14 protein-coding genes are annotated in these 17,628 nt (G+C 65.7%); 10 read left to right on the top strand and 4 right to left on the bottom strand.

Annotated elements, in window-relative coordinates:
- Window position 1 precedes the first annotated feature (1 nt).
- From AB2M62_RS00750 to AB2M62_RS00740, 3 genes are read left to right on the top strand one after another with little or no spacing between them, the layout of a single operon-like run.
- Window positions 2-331, top strand: coding sequence for an L-rhamnose mutarotase (locus AB2M62_RS00750; RefSeq protein ID WP_404336963.1), 330 nt, complete (start codon window positions 2-4; stop codon window positions 329-331).
- The gene (locus AB2M62_RS00745; RefSeq protein ID WP_404336961.1) at window positions 328-1,377 is read left to right on the top strand and encodes an aldo/keto reductase; all 1,050 of its coding nucleotides are present in this window, start codon (window positions 328-330) and stop codon (window positions 1,375-1,377) included. Before AB2M62_RS00750 ends, AB2M62_RS00745 begins: the two co-directional genes overlap by 4 nt.
- Window positions 1,374-2,105: an SDR family oxidoreductase gene (locus AB2M62_RS00740; protein ID WP_404336959.1), complete on the top strand. Its 732-nt coding sequence runs from the start codon at window positions 1,374-1,376 to the stop codon at window positions 2,103-2,105. The genes AB2M62_RS00745 and AB2M62_RS00740 overlap by 4 nt, the downstream gene beginning before the upstream one ends.
- Here AB2M62_RS00740 and AB2M62_RS00735 read toward each other — a convergent pair.
- On the bottom strand, window positions 2,102-2,899 hold the full coding sequence (locus tag AB2M62_RS00735) for an IclR family transcriptional regulator (protein WP_404336957.1): 798 nt from the start codon (window positions 2,897-2,899) through the stop codon (window positions 2,102-2,104). The two genes, AB2M62_RS00740 and AB2M62_RS00735, sit on opposite strands and share 4 nt — an antisense overlap.
- A 161-nt stretch (window positions 2,900-3,060) precedes the next feature.
- Here AB2M62_RS00735 and AB2M62_RS00730 point away from each other — a divergent pair, with 161 nt between their 5' ends.
- The 6 genes from AB2M62_RS00730 (at window position 3,061) to AB2M62_RS00705 (ending at window position 10,785) form a co-directional block, all read left to right on the top strand.
- On the top strand, window positions 3,061-3,867 hold the full coding sequence (locus AB2M62_RS00730; protein WP_404336955.1) for an SGNH/GDSL hydrolase family protein: 807 nt from the start codon (window positions 3,061-3,063) through the stop codon (window positions 3,865-3,867).
- Window positions 3,868-3,938: 71 nt separating this feature from the next.
- A complete protein-coding gene (locus AB2M62_RS00725; RefSeq protein WP_404339733.1) occupies window positions 3,939-5,495 on the top strand; it encodes an alpha-L-fucosidase in 1,557 nt (518 codons plus the stop codon).
- Window positions 5,492-6,757 (top strand): L-fucose:H+ symporter permease, encoded by a 1,266-nt coding sequence (fucP, locus tag AB2M62_RS00720; RefSeq protein ID WP_404336953.1) that lies wholly within the window; start codon window positions 5,492-5,494, stop codon window positions 6,755-6,757. Before AB2M62_RS00725 ends, fucP begins: the two co-directional genes overlap by 4 nt.
- Window positions 6,754-7,548: an amidohydrolase family protein gene (locus tag AB2M62_RS00715; RefSeq protein WP_404336951.1), complete on the top strand. Its 795-nt coding sequence runs from the start codon at window positions 6,754-6,756 to the stop codon at window positions 7,546-7,548. Before fucP ends, AB2M62_RS00715 begins: the two co-directional genes overlap by 4 nt.
- Window positions 7,549-7,567: 19 nt before the next feature.
- Window positions 7,568-8,410, top strand: coding sequence for a fumarylacetoacetate hydrolase family protein (locus tag AB2M62_RS00710; protein ID WP_404336949.1), 843 nt, complete (start codon window positions 7,568-7,570; stop codon window positions 8,408-8,410).
- Window positions 8,411-8,442: 32 nt separating this feature from the next.
- Window positions 8,443-10,785: a TIM-barrel domain-containing protein gene (locus AB2M62_RS00705; RefSeq protein ID WP_404336947.1), complete on the top strand. Its 2,343-nt coding sequence runs from the start codon at window positions 8,443-8,445 to the stop codon at window positions 10,783-10,785.
- A gap of 237 nt (window positions 10,786-11,022) precedes the next feature.
- Here the strand turns inward: AB2M62_RS00705 and AB2M62_RS00700 are convergent, their stop codons facing one another.
- The 3 genes from AB2M62_RS00700 to AB2M62_RS00690 form a co-directional block, all read right to left on the bottom strand.
- Entirely contained in the window at window positions 11,023-11,394 is a 372-nt protein-coding gene (locus AB2M62_RS00700; protein ID WP_404336945.1) for a DUF1330 domain-containing protein, read from the bottom strand.
- On the bottom strand, window positions 11,395-12,159 hold the full coding sequence (locus AB2M62_RS00695; RefSeq protein ID WP_404336943.1) for a helix-turn-helix transcriptional regulator: 765 nt from the start codon (window positions 12,157-12,159) through the stop codon (window positions 11,395-11,397).
- A gap of 265 nt (window positions 12,160-12,424) precedes the next feature.
- A complete protein-coding gene (locus tag AB2M62_RS00690; protein ID WP_404336941.1) occupies window positions 12,425-13,240 on the bottom strand; it encodes a glutaminyl-peptide cyclotransferase in 816 nt (271 codons plus the stop codon).
- Between the two features lie 695 nt (window positions 13,241-13,935).
- Between AB2M62_RS00690 and AB2M62_RS00685 the strand changes: the two genes are divergently transcribed.
- Entirely contained in the window at window positions 13,936-17,613 is a 3,678-nt protein-coding gene (locus AB2M62_RS00685; protein WP_404336939.1) for a TonB-dependent receptor, read from the top strand.
- The last annotated feature ends 15 nt before the right edge of the window (window positions 17,614-17,628 follow it).

Here is a 17,628-nt window from a genome sequence, read left to right as displayed (position 1 = left end):
CGTGACGCGCCGCTGCTTCGCGCTGGACCTCGTCGATGATGCCGATCTCATCGCCGAATATGAGGCGCGCCACGCCCCCGGCGCGGTCTGGCCCGCGATCGTCGCGCACATCCGCGCGCAGGGCGTCGAGTCGATGGAGATCTGGCGCACCGCCGATCGCCTGGTGATGATCGCCGAAGTCGCGGAGGATTACCCCCGCGCCGTGCCCGAACCGGCTGAGAATGCCGCATGGGAAACGCTGATGTGGCGCTTCCAGCGACCGCTCGCCCATGCCGCCAAGGGCGAGAAATGGGTGCCGATGGCCCGGATCTTCAGCCTGGACGCGCAGTGAGCAGCGCCATCGCCACGCGCCCGCTCGGCCGCACCGGCCTTGCCGTCCCCGAGATCGGCTTTGGCGCCGCCCCGCTCGGCAATCTCTATCGCGCCGTGCCCGATGGGGAGGCCCGCGCCGCGCTCGATGCGGCACTCGACGCTGGACTGCGCTATGTCGACACCGCCCCGCATTACGGCTTCGGCCTTAGCGAGCGCCGCGTCGGCGATGCAGTGCGTGGGCACGACGTGATCGTCTCCACCAAGGTCGGCCGCCTGCTCCGCCCGGTGCGCACGCCGTTCGACGCGAACGAGGAGCGTCACGGCTTCCGCTCGCCGATGCCGTTCGAGCCGGTGTTCGATTACAGCCATGACGGCGTGCTGCGCTCCTACGAAGACAGCCTCCAACGACTCGGGCGGGCGCGGATCGACGTCGCCTATGTCCATGACATCGGCCGGCTCACCCATGGCGACCAGCATGGCGAACGACTCGGCCAGCTCGTCGAGGGCGGCGGCTTCGCGGCGCTGCGACGGCTCAAGGACGAGGGTGCGATCGGCGCGCTCGGAATCGGCGTGAACGAAATCGCGATCTGCCTCGAGCTGATGGAGCGCGTCGAACTCGACGTCATCCTGCTCGCCGGGCGCTACACGCTGCTCGAGCAGGAGGCACTCGACCAGCTCTTCCCGCGCTGCGCTGCCGCCGGCACTTCGATCGTGATCGGCGGGCCCTATAATTCGGGCATCCTCGCCGGAGACACGCTCGCCCCCAGCCCGCATTATAATTACGCGCCCGCCCCCGCTCCCGTGGTCGAGCGCGCCGAGCGGATCGCCGCGATCTGCGCCGCAAATAAGGTGTCGCTCGGTGCCGCCGCGCTCCAGTTCGCGCTCGCCCATCCGCAGGTCGCCAGCGTGATCCCCGGCCTTGCCAGCGCAGCGCAGGTCGAAGAAACCGTGCGGCGCGCCCGCCTGCCCATTCCGCCCGCACTCTGGGCAGAACTCAAGGCCGAGGGGCTGCTCCGCCCCGACGCTCCCATCCCAACGCAGAACATCGAGAAGGTCGCATCATGAGCGCAAGGCTCGCAGGAAAGACGGCACTGGTCACCGGCGCCGCCCAGGGTATCGGTCGCGCCACCGCGGCACTGTTCGCCGCCGAAGGCGCGACGGTCTGGGCGACCGACCGCGACGAGGCGGGCCTCGCCGGGCTCGACGGCTGCATCACCCGCCGGCTCGACGTGCTCGATCCCGCCGACATCAATGCCGTGCTCGGCGAAGCGGGCACGCTCGACGTGCTGTTCAATTGCGCCGGCTATGTCGCCGCGGGCACGATCCTCGAGTGCGACGAGGCCGATTGGAACCGCTCGTTCGATCTCAACGTCACCGCGATGTACCGGCTGATCCGCGCGGCGCTGCCGGCGATGCTCGAGGCCGGCCGCGGCTCGATCGTCAACATCGCCTCGGTCGCAAGCTCGGTCACCGGCGTGCCCAATCGCTTCGCCTATGGCGCCTCGAAGGCCGGCGTGATCGGCCTGACCAAGGGCGTCGCGGTCGATTATGTCGCCAAGGGCGTGCGCTGCAACGCGATCTGCCCCGGCACGGTCGACACCCCGTCGCTCCACGAGCGGCTGAAGGCGACCGGCGACTATGACGCCGCCTGGTCCGCCTTCAACGCCCGCCAGCCGATGGGTCGGGTCGGCAAGGCCGACGAGATCGCCGCGCTCGGCCTCTATCTCGCCTCGGACGAGTCCGCTTTCACCACCGGCCAGATCCATGTGATCGACGGCGGCTGGACGATCTAAATCCGGCTGTCGCCCTCGACGAGCTGGTCCGAGATCCGCTCGGCCGCCTGGCGGACGAGCACTGCCGCTTCCTTGGGCGAGAGCGAAGGCTGCAGCTTCTTGAGATAGGGCACGGTCAGCGCCGCAGCCGCCGCGCCGCCGCGCATCACCGGCGCCGAGATGTCGGTGACGCCCGCGACGAACTTGCTCGGCGTCAGCTCGACATGCCGCTCGCGCACCGCCTCGGCATGCGCACGGAATTCGTCGAGCTCGGAGGGCGAGAGCGGCGGATCGAGCATCGCTTCCCACCGCCGCTGCACGTCCTCGGGCTGGAAGGCGTAGAGCACCGCGCCCGAGGCAACGAGATGCAGCGGCCGGCGATAGCCGACGCGCACCGAGAAACCGAGCTGCTCGCTCAATTCCATCCGCGCGACCACCACCATCTCGCCGAGCGTGTGCAACGCAAGATGACACGATTGCCCCACCGCCAGTGCCAATTGCCGCATCACCGGCAGCGCGATCTCGATCAGGTTGCGCGTCCGCGGCTGCTGCATGCCCAGCGAAAACAGCCGATCGCTCAGTCGATAGCCGTCATTCGCGCTGTCCTGCTCGATATAGCCGCGGAATTCGAGCACCTGGACCATCCGGAACAGTTCGCCATGCGAGCGTCCCAGGCTGTTGACGATCGCCGTCAGCGTCATCGCCCCCGATTGGCTGGCGAGCAGCTCGAGGATGTCGAGCCCCTTTTCCAGCGCAGGCGCACGGTAGCGCGAGTCGACTTCCTCAATCTCGTTGGCCGGCTTTCTAGTCGCCATGTCCCCTCCTGTTGGCCCACCATGCACGCGCGTGCAGCGCGCAACAAGCGCACGCAAAATCTGTTTATCTATGAAATCGCTTTTCAGTGGCGCAGCATATCGGGGCTGCCTATGATTTGTCGGCACCGGCAACAGACCGGCTCCTTGGGAGGATCAGCGCAATGAAATCGTCTTTCGTGCTCGCCGGAGCGATGCTGCTCGCCGGCACCGCAGCACAGGCGCAAACCAAGGTACCCGGCGATCCGCATGCCGATGATCCCGCCGGAATCGTCGCCGAGCCCTGCCCCGGCCATCCGCTTCCCACCGACGACGCAGGCTGGCAGATGTGGAACCTCCACATGCTCACGCGCGACTATCCCCAACTCTGCCGCTACGCCGCCGACAATCGCCGCCTCGCCGGCCAGCCGGTGCGCGTTGTCTTCATGGGCGATTCGATCACCGACAATTGGATCAACCACGATGCCGGCTTCTTCACCGGCGGGCTGGTCGATCGCGGGATCAGCGGGCAGACCACGCCGCAGATGCTGGTGCGTTTCCGCCAGGACGTGATCGCGCTAAAGCCCAAGGCAGTCCACATCATGGCCGGCACCAACGATATCGCCGGCAACACTGGCGCCGCGACGATCGAGACCGTCCAGGGCAATGTCCAGTCGATGGCCGAGCTCGCCCGTGCGCACGGCATCAAGGTGATCCTCGCCTCGATCCCGCCCGCCGGCGCCTTCCCGTGGAGCCCGGACAAGCAGCCGGTGCCGCAGATCGTCGCGATGAACGCCTGGCTCAAGGACTATGCCCGCCGCGAAGGCTTCACCTATGTCGATTATCACGCCGCAATGGCCACGCCGGACGGCGCGATGAAGCCCGGCCTTGCGACAGACGGCGTCCACCCGACGCCCGCCGGCTACAAGATCATGCGCCCGCTCGCCGAGGCGGCGATCGCCAAGGCGCTCGGCCAGGGAGCAGCAAAGTGATCGGCCGCCGCGGCTTTCTCGCCGGCACCGCCGCGCTCGCCGCCGCACAGGCTGCGCGCGCGGCCAGCCCGATGGGCCAGGCGCGCGGACCGGTCCAGGCCAACTGGCCTTCGCTGATCGAGAATTATCGCTATCCGGACTGGTTCCGCGATGCCAAGCTCGGCCTGTGGTCGCATTGGGGTCCGCAATCGGTGCCCGAGCAAGGCGATTGGTACGGACGGTTTCTCTACATGCAGGGGCACCCGATGTACGAGCATCATCTCAAGACCTATGGCCACCCGGCCGATACCGGCATGCTCGAGATCACCAATCGCTGGACCGCCGCGGCCTGGGACCCCGACGCGCTGATGCGCAAATACGTCAAGGCCGGCGCCAAATACTTCATGGCGCTCGCCAATCACCACGACAATTTCGACTGTTTCGACAGCCAGTATCAACCGTGGAACGCCACGCGGATCGGCCCGAAGCGCGATGTCGTCGGCATCTGGGAAAAGGTCGCGCGCCGCGCCGGATTGAAGTTCGGCGTGTCGAACCACGGCGCGCATAGCTGGCACTGGTATCAGCCCGGCTATGCCTATGACCCCACCGGCCCGCGCAAGGGTGAGCGCTACGCCCCGCATCGGCTCACCAAGGCCGACGGCAAGGGCAAGTTCTGGGAAGGCCTCGATCCTCAGGCGCTCTATAACGGCCCCTATCAGGTTGCGCCCGACGGGATCGACAGCATCGCCGCGATGGAAAAGTGGCACGAGGCCAATGACGGCCAATGGGTCGAAACGCCGCCGCCCGGCGCCGCGGGCCAGCGCTACATTGCCAACTGGCTGCTTCGCCAGACCGACCTGATCACCAAATACAAGCCCGATCTCTGCTATTTCGACGATTACGGCCTGCCCTTGGGACCCGTGGGGCTCGAGGCCGCCGCCGATTATTACAATCGCTCGATCCAGCAGCACGGCAAGATCGACGTCGTGCTCACCGCCAAGCAAGTGAAGCCGCACGAGCGTTTCGGCGTGGTGCAGGATGTCGAGCGCGGCTTCGCTGATCGGCTGTGGGATGAGCCCTGGCAGACCGACACCTGCATCGGCGACTGGTTCTACAATGTCGCCCGCCTCAACGACAAAAGTTACAAGACCGCCGAACAAGTCATCCAGCGCCTCGCCGATGTCGTCTCGAAGAACGGCAATCTGCTGCTCTCGATTCCCCAGCCCGGCGACGGATCGATCGATAGCGAGGAAGACAAGATCCTCGACGCGATGGCCGGCTGGATGGCGGTCAACGACGAAGCGATCTTCGGCTCGCGCCCCTGGCGCATCTATGGCGAAGGCCCGACCCAACTCCAGACGGGGATGCAGAACGAAGGCGCCGCCAAGCCGTTCACCGGCGAGGACGTGCGCTTCACGGTCAACAAGGGCGCGCTCTATCTGCTCTTCCTCGCCTGGCCCGATCGTCCGGTGACGATCAAGGCGCTGGGCGAAGGTCGCTGGAACGGCGCAATCGAACGCATGACCTTGCTCGGTGGGGGTGCGGTGCGCCATCGTCGCGACGGCTCGGGGCTGCACCTGACGCTGCCGCCCAGAACGAGCAACGCGTTCGTGCCGGTGGTGCGGATCGACGGGAGGGGAATCGCATGACCGCGTCACCGCCGACGAACCTTGGGCGCCTGCTCCCGGTCATTTTGATCGTCGCGCTGTTCTTCCTCTGGGGCGTTGCCAACAATCTCAACGACGTGCTGATCGCGCACTTCAAGAAGCTGTTCACGCTCAGCGATCTGCAGGCCGGGCTTGTCCAATCGGCCTTTTATCTCGGCTATTTCTGCCTCGCGATCCCCGCGGCATTGTTCATGCGGGCGCAGGGCTATCGTGCCGCGGTGCTGCTCGGCCTCGTGCTTTATGCCGTCGGCGCGCTGCTGTTCTGGCCCGCCGCGGGTGCGCAGAGCTACCCCTTCTTCCTGTTCGCGCTTTTCGTGATCGCCAGTGGGCTCGCCTTTCTCGAGACGTCCGCCAATCCGCTGATCGCGCGGCTCGGCGCGCCCGAGACTGCCTCGCAGCGGCTCAATCTCGCCCAGGCGTTCAATCCGCTCGGCTCCATCACCGGCGTCGCGATCGGCAGCAGCTTCATCCTTTCCGGCGTCGCCATCACGCCCGCGCAAATGGCCGCGATGGATCCCACCGCGCTTGCCGCCTTCCGCGCCAGCGAGGCCGCGGCGGTCCAGGTGCCCTATCTGGTCATCGCGCTGGCCGTGCTTGCCTGGGCAGTGCTCATCCGCCTCACCCGCTTCCCGGCGATCGCGACCGAAAGCGATGTGGATGAGGGCGTCGGCGCGCTGGCTGATTTCCGTTCGCTGCTCGCCACGCCGCGACTGATGCTCGGCGTGCTCGCACAATTCTTCTATGTCGGCGCGCAGGTCGGGGTGTGGAGCTTCCTGATCCGCTATGCGCAGGTCGCGGTGCCCGGCACCGGCGAGCATCTCGCCGCAGGCTATCTCACCGCCTCGCTCGTGCTGTTCATGCTCGGCCGCTTCGCCGGCGCCGCGCTGATGGGCCGCCTGGCGCCGCTGCCGCTGCTGATCGGCTTCGCGGGCATCGCCGCGCTGCTCTGCGTCGTCGCGGCGCTGGTCGGCGGCATGGCCGGGATCTGGGCGCTGGTGGCGAGCAGCTTCTTCATGTCGATCATGTACCCGACGATCTTCGCCGAAGCCGTGCATGGCCTTGGCGCTCGCACGAAATCGGCGGCGGCGCTGCTGGTGATGGCGATCGTCGGTGGCGCGGCGATGCCGGCGGCGATGGGCTTCGTTTCCGATCGCGCCGGATCGATCCTCGTGGCGATGCTCGTCCCCGCCTTCTGCTTCATCGTCGTGCTGCTGTTCGGATTGCGGGCACGGTCGCGGGCGTGATCGACGCGCACGTCCATCTCTGGCAGCTCGGCCGCAACGCGTGCACGTGGCCGACCCCCGATCTGAACGCGATTTACCGCGATTTCGAACTGGACGACGCGCGCAACGTCCTCACCGAGTCCGGCGTCGAAGCCGCGATCCTCGTCCAGAGCCAGGAAGACCCCGCCGACACCGCCTGGCTGCTGAAGGTCGCGCAGGTGGCCGAGATCGCCGCGGTAATTGGCTGGGCGGACCTCTCTTCGCCCGCCGACGTCGCCGCACTCGCCGCCCACTCCAAGCTGCGCGGCCTGCGCCCAATGGTGCAGGGTTGCGCAGCGGACTGGTATGACGATCCCGTTCGCGACGCCGGCTTCGCGGCGATGGCAGCGCACGGTCTGGTGCTCGATGCGCTGATCCGCCCGGTGCACCTCCCCGCGCTCGCCCGCCTCGCCGACCGTTACCCGGGTCTGACGATCGTCATCGATCACGCCGCCAAGCCCGACCCCGGCGACCCCACCGGCTGGCGCGAAGCCATCGCGCAGGCGGCCGCGCGGCCCAATATCGCGTGCAAGCTCTCGGGGCTGCTGACCGAACTCGCCCCCGGCCAGGACGCCGCGGCGCTTGACCCGATCCACGCGCATCTCTGGCAGTGCTTCGGCCCCGAGCGGCTGCTGTGGGGCAGCGACTGGCCCGTCGTTACTCTGCGCGGCGACTATCCCGGCTGGCTCGCGCTTGCCCGCGCCTGGGTTCCCGCCCAACACCATCACAGCGTTTTCGACACCAATGCCCGCCGGCTCTATCGGCTCGCGTGAAAACAAGGAAAAGGTTCGCATGAAGCTCCTTCGCTACGGCCCCACCGGTTCCGAACGCCCCGGCCTGCTCGACACCCAGGGCCGTATCCGTGACCTCTCGGCAATCGTTCCCGACATCACCGGCGCCGCGCTGAGCCCGGCCAACCTCGCCGCGCTCGCCGCGATCGATCCCGAGACGCTGCCGCTGGTCGAAGGCGATCCGCGGATCGGCGCCTGCGTCGGCCAGGTCGGCAAGTTCCTCTGCATCGGCCTCAACTATTCGGACCATGCAGCCGAGAGCGGGATGACCGTGCCGCCCGAGCCGGTGCTGTTCACCAAGGCGACCAGCGCGATCGTCGGCCCCAACGATACCGTCCGCATCCCGCGCGGATCGACCAAGACCGATTGGGAAGTCGAACTCGGCGTGGTGATCGGCACCGCGGTCAAATATGCCGACGAAGCCGAAGCCGAGGCGGCGATCGCCGGCTATTGCGTGATCAACGACGTGTCCGAGCGCGAATATCAGCTCGAACGCCACGGCACCTGGGACAAGGGCAAGGGCTGCGACACGTTCGGCCCCCTCGGCCCCTGGCTGGTGACGGCGGACGAAGTCGGCGATGCCACTGCGCTCGGCATGTGGCTCGAAGTCAACGGCCATCGTTATCAGGACGGGTCGAGTTCGACGATGGTCTACAAGCCGGCCTTCCTGGTCAGCTATCTCAGCCAGTTCATGACGCTGCATCCCGGCGATGTGATCTCCACGGGTACGCCGCCCGGCGTCGGGATGGGGCAGAAGCCGCCGGTCTATCTCAAGGCCGGCGACGTGATCCGGCTGGGCATCGACAAGCTCGGCGAGCAGCGCCAGCCCGTCGAAGCCGATTAAGCCTTAGAACAGAATCAGGAGGGACCTCGACCATGACTATCGTCACCAAGCATTCGCTGCGCGCGCTGCTGATCGCCGGCGCTTCGCTGCTTGCCTTGCCGGCCGTCGCACAGCCGATGGCCTCGCTCGATCGCCACGGTGCGGTCGTCGCGGTCGAGCCCTATGCGGCCAACGTCGTGCGGGTGACGATCTCGCTCGATCGGGCGCTGTCCGATTCCGCGCCGGGCTATGGCGTTTCGGCCAAACCGGACACCAGCGGCTGGGCGCACCATGCCGATGCCTCAGGCGACGTGTTCACTTCGTCGGCGCTGGCGGTGACGGTTAATGCCCAGCCCTGGCCCAAGGCACCGAGCCAGATGGAGCGCTATTTTGCGCCGTCGCTCCCGCCCGTCTCGATCGCCTTCCGCACGCCCGGCGGCGAGACCATCGCCGAGATGAACGGCTGGGAAATGGCGCCGCAGACGGTCAATGGCGAAAAGACCTTCAAGGTCGGAGCCAGCTTCGCAGCACCCGGCGACGAGCATTATTACGGCCTCGGCCAGAACCAGGAGGGCAAGCTCGATCTCAAGGGCCGCACGATCGACTGCCGCCACAATTACGACGCCCCCGCCGGCGAGACGGTCTGCATCCCCGTCCTGCTCACCAACAAGGGCTATGCCGTGGTGTGGGACAACCCCGCCACCACCACGATCTCACCGGGCCTGCACGGCAGCACCCATTGGCAGTCGCAGGTCGGCGAGCGCGTCTCGTTCTTCCTGATCCAGGGGAAGACCACCGACGAGATCATGGCCGGCTACGCCAAGCTCACCGGCGACACCCCGCTGCCCCCCAAGGCGGCGTTCGGGCTCATCCAGAGCAAGGCGCGCTACGAGAGCCAGAAGGAACTGCTCGGCATCGCCGAAGGCTATCGCAGCCGCGGCTATCCGCTCGACGTGATGGTGCTCGACTGGTTCTACTGGACCCGGATGGGCCAGATCGACATCGATCGGAACTACTTCCCCGATCCTGCCGCAATGAACAAGCAGCTCCACGATCAGGGGATGCACACCGTCATCAGCGTGTGGCCGCGCTTCGAGCGTGAATCGCGCTATTTCGATTTCCTGCGCACCAAGGACTGGCTGCTCAAGGATGGCGACGGCAAGGTCGCCGACGGCCTCCCGGTCCGCTCCGACCGCGCCGGCGCGCTGCTCGACAGCACCAACCCCGAAGCGCGCAAATGGTTCTGGGGCACGATCCGCGACAATATCCTCAACCAGGGCTTCGACTGGCTATGGCTCGACGAGACCGAGCCGGATCTCGTCCCCGACGGCAATTTCTATTCGATCGGCTCGGGCGATCGCTATCATAACGTCTTCCCGCTGGTGCACACCGCCGTCGCCGCCGAAGGCTCGGCCAAGGACCGGCCCGATTTCCGCAACCTGATCCTCGCCCGCGCCGCCTATCTCGGCACGCAGCATAGCGGCGCGATCTTCTGGTCGTCGGACATCAAGGCGACCTGGGAGGCGCTGCGCCGCCAGGTCTCGACCGGGCTCAACTTCACGGCCTCCGGCCATGCCTATTGGAGCAGCGACACCGGCGGCTGGCAGTGGCCCAGCGGCCCCAAGGCCGAGCGCCCGGTGCTGCTCGATCCCGCCGGCGCGACTGCGATGGGCCCGGATTACAAGGATTATCCCGAGCTGTTCACGCGCTGGTTCGCGTACAACACCTTCACCCCGACGCTGCGCATCCATGGCCAGCGCCCGGCGACCGCGATCTGGGAATATGGCACCGCGGCAGAGCCCGTGCTCGCCAAGTTCCTGCGGCTTCGCTACGCGCTGATCCCCTATCTCTATGCGCTCGGCTACCAGACCTATCGCACCAACGCGCCGTTCATGCGCGGGCTGTTCATGGACTTCCCGAACGATCCCAACGTCGCCGATATGGGCGACGAATATATGTTCGGCCCCGCCTTCCTCGTCGCGCCGGTGACCGAGCAGGGCGTCACCAGCCGCAAGGTCTATCTGCCCCAGGGCGCCGATTGGTACGACTATTGGACGAACGAGAAGCATGCCGGCGGCCAGTGGGTCACCGCCGACGCGCCGATCGATCGCATCCCGTTGTTCGTGCGTGCCGGCTCGATCGTGCCGATGGGCGCGCAGGTGCCCAACACCAGCGTCCGCCAGCCGCTCGAGTCGATCCGCGTCTATCCGGGCCGCGACGCGAGCTTCACGCTGTTCGACGATGACGGCGTCACCAACGCCTATCGCAAGGGCGCCGGCAAGACCGCGGTGCTGCGCTGGGACGAGGGCGCCCAGCGGCTCACGGCTTCGGGCAAGCTCCCCACCGGCCAGGATGCGGCGAGCCTGGTGCGCGTGATCGGCAAGGGCGCAGACTGATAGAAGCGGACCGGCGGCAAGCGCCCCTGGGTGGACGTTTTACCCTCTCCCGCGTGCGGGAGAGGGCGGCAAGCGCCCCATGGCGCCCGTCCATTTCCCTTCCCGGCAAGCGCGTTGGAGTGGGTAGGAAAGGCCGTATCTATGCGGCTGATAGACCGGTTGACGCTCTGAGCGCGGGAGGGCGGTCATCGAGCGCTGGCGTGGCCGCAGCAGCAAATGCGTTTCCAGCGCCTCGGATCAGACCAGGCCGTCGATATGCTTCAGCGGCTGCAACATGATATCTGCGATTGCCGAGACACCCACCTTGAACGCGATCTGATATTCCGGACTGGCCACCATCTCCCTGAAGGCGGAGCGGGTTGGATATTGAACGAGCACTACGGCGTCATATCCTTCAGCCTGCCCTTCGGTGAGGACGGCCAGACCGTCGCCGCCGAATAGAATGCTCGCACCGAACCGGGCCAGGATCGGCTTGGCGATGCCCAGATATTCCAGGTAACGATCACGGCCACCATCGGGCTGAAACCGAATGAGGTTCAGCATCACCACGGGAGTGTCGTCCTGCTCGGCGAGAAACGCGTCCAGGGCGGCAGGAGAAAACGCAACCATTCAATTTTCCTTCGGTTCAGCAAGTCGCTTCAGCGCTCGCTCCACCTCATAATCGGTCGGCGTGTCAGAAACTGTCAGGAGCGTGCGCCAATCGCGGTCCTGTTCTTGCCAGCGCGCGATGATCGCCTGGCGGCGACCAGGATAGCGTTCCTCCGAGACTGTGGTGACTTGCAGGCGATCGACACGGAAATGACGGAAGGCAGATCTCCGTTCGCACCAGGCTGCCAGGATGCGTACATCGTCAAAATAGACGATCGCGATCGGCCAGATGACACGATCTGACGCCGCGCCCTGGGCGTCCTCGTAGCGGATCTCGACCTTGCGCTGCCGGCGAATGGCATCGCGCAGCGCGGCGACCTGGGGCGGGTCCACCCGCTCGGACACCGAGGCCGCCGGTGCGAGCACCGGCGCGCCCTCGATCGAGTGCCCGCTGCTTCTGGCGGCCAATATCTTGGCCAAGGCGCTCTCGCTCGATTTCGCCAGGGCCGGATCAGCGCGCTGTTGCACCCAACCCAGACCGAGGGCGAGCGCAGCAAGCTCATCGGGAGAGAAGGCAAACTGCGGCAGGAAAAAGCCTTCCCGCAGGCAATAGCCGATACCTGCTTCGCCCTCGATCGACGCGCCGAGCGTGCGTAACGTTTCGATGTCCCGATATATGCTCCGCTGAGAGACGCCGAGTTCGCTAGACAGAGTGAAGGCCGTGACGGGGCTGCGCCGGGCTCGCAGGATGGCGATCAGTTCGAAGAGTCGGTTCGTCCTCAACATAAGCAGAAGCCTCTAGACCAGAGCCCCAGTTGAAATCCGCTGTGCGTATCCGACCGCGCTCGCCAACATTCTGGTGGATGAGCGCCGACGACGGCTTTCAGGCCAGGATCCGCAGTTGTCGATCGACTTCGTCGCTAACCCGAGGGCAAGTACCGCCAAAGCCACCATACAGCGGAGTCGCGAGGGATAGGCAAAAGCCTCCCGCCACCGGCCTCCCGGGTTCGTCCCCGAACAAGCCCGGAACGCCGGCGGAAGGGATTGGAAGTCAGTTCGCGCAGCGCTCCAGGGTCTTCGCCGCTTCGGAGTCGACCTTGTCGCCCTGCTCGACCTGATAGAGCTGCGGCCAGCGCTTGCCGGTGACGAACAGCCGCTTGGCCGTGCCGTCATAGGCGATGCCGTTGGGCACGTCGTCGATGTCGCGGTTCTTGGGGCCAAGCGCGCCAACGTCGAGGAAGCTCGCCACCTTGCCGCTCGCCGGATCGATCCGGGCGATCAGGTTGGTCTGCCAGATATTGGCGAGGATCATTCCGTCTACCCACTCAAGCTCGTTGAGCTTGTCCACCGGGCAGCCATTGGCCGTGACCTTGAGCATCGAAACCGGCTTCATCGTCTCGGGATCGAGGAAGCGCAGCGTCGACGTGCCGTCGCTCATAATGATGTTCTTGCCGTTCTGGGTGAGCCCCCAGCCCTCGCCTTCATAGGCAAAGGTATCGCGCAGCGCGAAGTCGGACAGGCCATACGTAAAGCCGGTCTTGTTCTGCCAGGTCAGCTGGTAGATCCGGTCCTTCCAGCCGATGATCCCCTCGCCGAAATAGGGCGACGCCAGGTCGACCGACTGCTCGATCGCGCCGGTCTCCGGCCGCACCTTGCGCACGCTCGAGCTGCCGATCTCGCCGGTGCTCTCGTAGAGCGCGCCGTTCTGGAAGAAGAGCCCCTCGGTAAAAGCCTGGGGATCGTGCGGCAGCGTCGCGACGATGCGGGTGCCGTAGACTGGGATGCCCGCGCTGCGGCTAAGCAGGAAATAGGCGGCCACCGCGGCAAGCAGCGCGACGGCGATAATGGCAAGCAGGATTCGCTTCATGGCGGCGGTTTCGGGGAGCGCGTGGCCGCTGTCAAACGCCGCCGCTACACCAGCCGCCCAGCGGCGCCGCTCCACCGCGAAACACAGCGCAAGAAATTAGGCCGTAGACTCATAAAAAGCGGATTGGCAGTACCCCCCACTAGAGGACATTGGCATTCTAGCCCTCTCCCGCTTTCGCGGGAGAGGGTTGGGTGAGGGTCTTCTTCTACCAAGCGAAGGCGCTGAACGCCTGGTAGAAGAAGACCCTCACCCTCCCACCGCCCTTGGCGGCGGGCCCCTCCCTCTCCCGCGAAAGCGGGAGAGGGCTAAGAAGGTCCGCTTCCCACCCATCTCGGCCGTTCAGCGGTGCGGCGGCCGATCCAAAAGCGGACTGGCGGCTTTCGCCCCACTTGCGGCCGTCCGCTCCCCCTCCTTGCAGGCAGGGGCGCGCGAGACGGCCACGCTATCGCTGAACGCCGGCCTCCCACCCATCTCGGACATTGCTGCCCTCACGCCGGAAGCGGTCATTTATGGGTACACGACCTAGTCAGACAAGGTCTTGCAACTGACCCAGAACGTGGTAATTCTAAAAGATGAGTTGTCGTCTCATATTTTGAGACGGCACCGGGCAGCTCAAAAATGGTGCGCCCGAAGGAGGGGATAACAGCAACCACCCCCTTTCGGAGATGCGCCTGAAATCAGGTGGAGAGGGGATTATGGCTACTCGAATCAACGTGCGCCGACGCATGGGCGCGACTGCCTCGTACACGGTGCTGGGGCTGATGCTCGTCTGCGGCGGGCAAGCGATGGCGCAGACCGCTCCCGATGCCGGCGGCCAGGCAGTTCCCGCGGATACCCAAGTCGCTCCGGGCCAGGAAATCGACGATGCCATCATCGTCGTCGGCTCGCGCGCCAGCCAGCAATCCTCCAACATCCGCAAGAAGGACGCCAAGACGGCGACCGATTCGATCGTCGCCGACGACATCGGTTCCTTCCCCGATCGCAACGTCAACGAAGCGATCTCGCGCATCGCCGGCGTGGCGCTGAATCGCAACGAGTTCGGCGAGGGCGACGGCATCGCCGTGCGCGGCAACGGCGCGGACCTTACCCGCGTCGAGCTCGACGGCATCGGCGTGCAGAGCACCAATGGCCTGGCCATCGCCTCCGGCCAGGGCCGCAGCGCCGATCTTCGCGAGCTTCCGGCCGAGCTGGTCAAGAGCGTCGACGTGGTCAAGGGCTCGACCGCCGATATGACCGAGGGTTCGCTGGGCGGCACCGTCCAGATCAAGACGCGCACCGGCCTCGACTTCAAAAAGCCCTATCTCTCGCTGCGCGCCGGCGCCGGCCAGAACTCGCTCGGCAAGGATTGGACGCCCGATTTCAACGGCGTTGCCGCCACGCGGCTGTTCAACGACAGGGTCGGCGTGATCGTCAGCGGCTCCTATTCGAAGCTGCAGAATAACGGCCATGGCTTCGAGACGACGACGAGCAACAATCGCGGCTATTCCCGCCTGTTCGACTTCGATAATTCTCCCGAGAAGACCTTCGCGTTCAATCCTGCGACGGTAGGCACCGATGCCGCCGATGTGGCCTTTGCCAACAGCATCGCGCCAGACGGAACGACGCTGACGCCGCGCGAGCTGGTCACGCTTTCAGCCGGCGCCCAGAGCAAGGCGCAGTGCCTCCAGATCTTTCCCGACAATCCCGCCGGAAGCACGACACAGCGGGCGCAGCGCATCCTCGAACAACAGACCTGCCTCAATCAGTGGAACGACTACACGCCGTCGCTGATCCGCAACTTCATGAACGAGCAGACCGACACGCGCTATGCCTTCGACGCGCGTGTTGATTATCGCCTGACCGACAATCTGACGCTCTTTGCCAAGGGCACGATCGCCAATCGCAAGGTCCACGACCAGAACCGCAGCCGCAACCCGGTTTCGCTGTTCAACCAGAATCTCGCAGGAACCTTCGTCGACACGACGACCGGCTATCCGCGCGTCCGCACGGTCTCGCCCAACGCGCCGGCGGGCTATTATCTCTACGATCCGGTATATGGCCGCAACAATGTCGCCAACAACGTAACGCTGGGTAATGTGCTCAACGTGCGTCCGGACAGTATCCAGGTCGATGCCAACCACAACGTGACCGAGATGACGCTGACCAACAATTCGGTGACGATCGACCAGATCGAGAACACGATCGATACCAAGACCAAATATGCCCAGCTCGGCGCCGAATATCGCGGCGACCGGCTCGAGATCGATCTGTGGGGCGGCTATACCAAGGCGAGCACCAGCCGCGCCGACATGCGTACCCAGCGCTCCTATGCCTATGGCGACGCGACGCTGTCGCTCCAGCCCAACGGCCTGTGGGACGTCGCGCTGCCGTCGACCTATGACGAGACCAATCCGGCGAACTTCGTCCAGCTCAACCCGCCGGCCTGCGTTTCGGGCGGCACCAACCCCGCCACCTGCACCGGTCAGAATGCCGTGGCCGCCAGCCCGACCGGGCCGGCAACCCCGGCCTATCTCGTCTCGCAGATGCCGCTGACGACGCCGGGCTTCCAGGTCCAGTACACCCCGTCGCTGGGCGAATCCTCGGAAAAGATCGCCAAGTTCGACCTTGCCTACAAGACCGACGAGTTCCTGCCGTTCATCTCGCGGGTCAAAGTCGGCGCGATGTATCGCAACAACAAGATCAGCAAATGGGGCAATGGCGGGTACACGACCGCGCCTGCCACCGGCACATTCGGCCAGCCCGGCTATGTGCCCGCGGTGGTCGTGCCCACCGCGATCGTCCGCGGCTCCTATCGCGCCTGCCTGCCGACCGCGGGCTCGTCCGCGCCCGGCGGCCTGTCGTGCAACTATGGCTATGTGCCGAGCGTCAACCCGGCGAATGTGCGCTCGGGCGTCGATACGCTGACGCCCGAGGCGCTGCGCGATCTGTTCGCGGGCACGCTCGAGTCGCCGACCTCGCAATATTTCGGCGATCTGCCCAATCGCGGCAACCTGCCCGACGCCTGGCAGGGTATCCGCACCGACAAGCTGTTCGATGCGCTCGGTGCTAAGGAGTTCATGAACTTCGATTGCCTCAAGACCTGCATGGGCAGCGACGGCAAGATGTACGACCAGCCGGTCACGCGCGCCAACGAGACGATCAAGAACGTCTACGGCATGTTCGATTTCGAGCAGCGCCTGCCCTGGGGGCTGGTGTTCAACGGCAATGCCGGCGTGCGCGGCGTCTTCACCAGCACCCAGGCATCGGGGCTTCAGACGATCGGCGCGATCCGGGTGACTCCTGCCTACAATCCGGCCGATCCGAACAATGCCGGCGGCTTCATCACTCAGACCTATTCGCGCCCGGTAACCTTCAAGCGCAGCACCACCGACTGGCTGCCCAGCGTCAACCTCAATCTGTGGGGCTTCCACGACCAGCTCGTCTTCCGCCTCTATGGCGGCAAGACGGTGGCGCGCCCGAGCATCGACAATATCGTCCCCGGCGGCACCTGCACGGTCGACGAGCGCGACGTGCTCGACACCGGCAGCGACGACAGCTTCGACTGCTCCGGCCGCGTCGGCAATCCCGGGCTCAAGCCGTTCACCGCGTGGAGCTACAATGCCAGCCTCGAATGGTATCCCAATGCCGACACGCTGTTCTCGGTCGCCTATGGCAAGCTCGACGTGCAGATCGGCAAGCCGATCAACGTCACCGTGCTCGAAAAGCCGTTCGTCGGCAGCACCGAGGTCGATCCGATCAGCGGCGGTCCGCTCGCCGATGTCACCTTTCTGGTACCGACATACGCAAACGGCCCGGGCTACAAGCGCGACATCTGGGAGTTCAACGTCAAGACCGCCTATACCTTCCTGCCCGGCCCGCTCAAATATACCGGCGTCGACGCCAATCTCTCGGTGCTCAGCTCGGCGGTGACCAGCGGTCAGCAGGACCCGCTCACCGGCGACGTGATGCTGCCGCCCGACGAATCCAAATATTATGCCAATGCCTCGCTCTGGTATGACGACGGCAAGCTCAACATGCGCGTCTCCTACCAGTATCGCACGTCGCGCTTCCTGTGCATCACGCCCTGCGGCCAGAACACCACCGACATCAACTATCCCGGAGAGCAATGGACCAATGTCCGCCTGGTCGCGCCGGGCTATAATCCGGGCGTGCCGCGCTTCGCCAATTCGAGCGACTTCATCGACGCCAAGATCTCGTACAACGTCACCAAGAACGCGCAGATCTATGTCGAGGGCCGCAACATGCGCCGCGAGGCGCAGACGCTGTCGACCGGCAGCTATGTCCGGTTCGCCGACGGCACGCCGCGTATCATGCGCACCATCTATGGCGGCCGCCGCATCATGGGCGGCGTCCGCATCCAGTTCGGCAAGTAACGGCACAGCGGGCAA

Origin of the sequence: Sphingomonas sp. MMS12-HWE2-04, from assembly GCF_044881185.1 — a bacterium.
Lineage (GTDB): Bacteria > Pseudomonadota > Alphaproteobacteria > Sphingomonadales > Sphingomonadaceae > Sphingomonas.
This window is presented reverse-complemented; position numbering and strand designations above follow the sequence as displayed.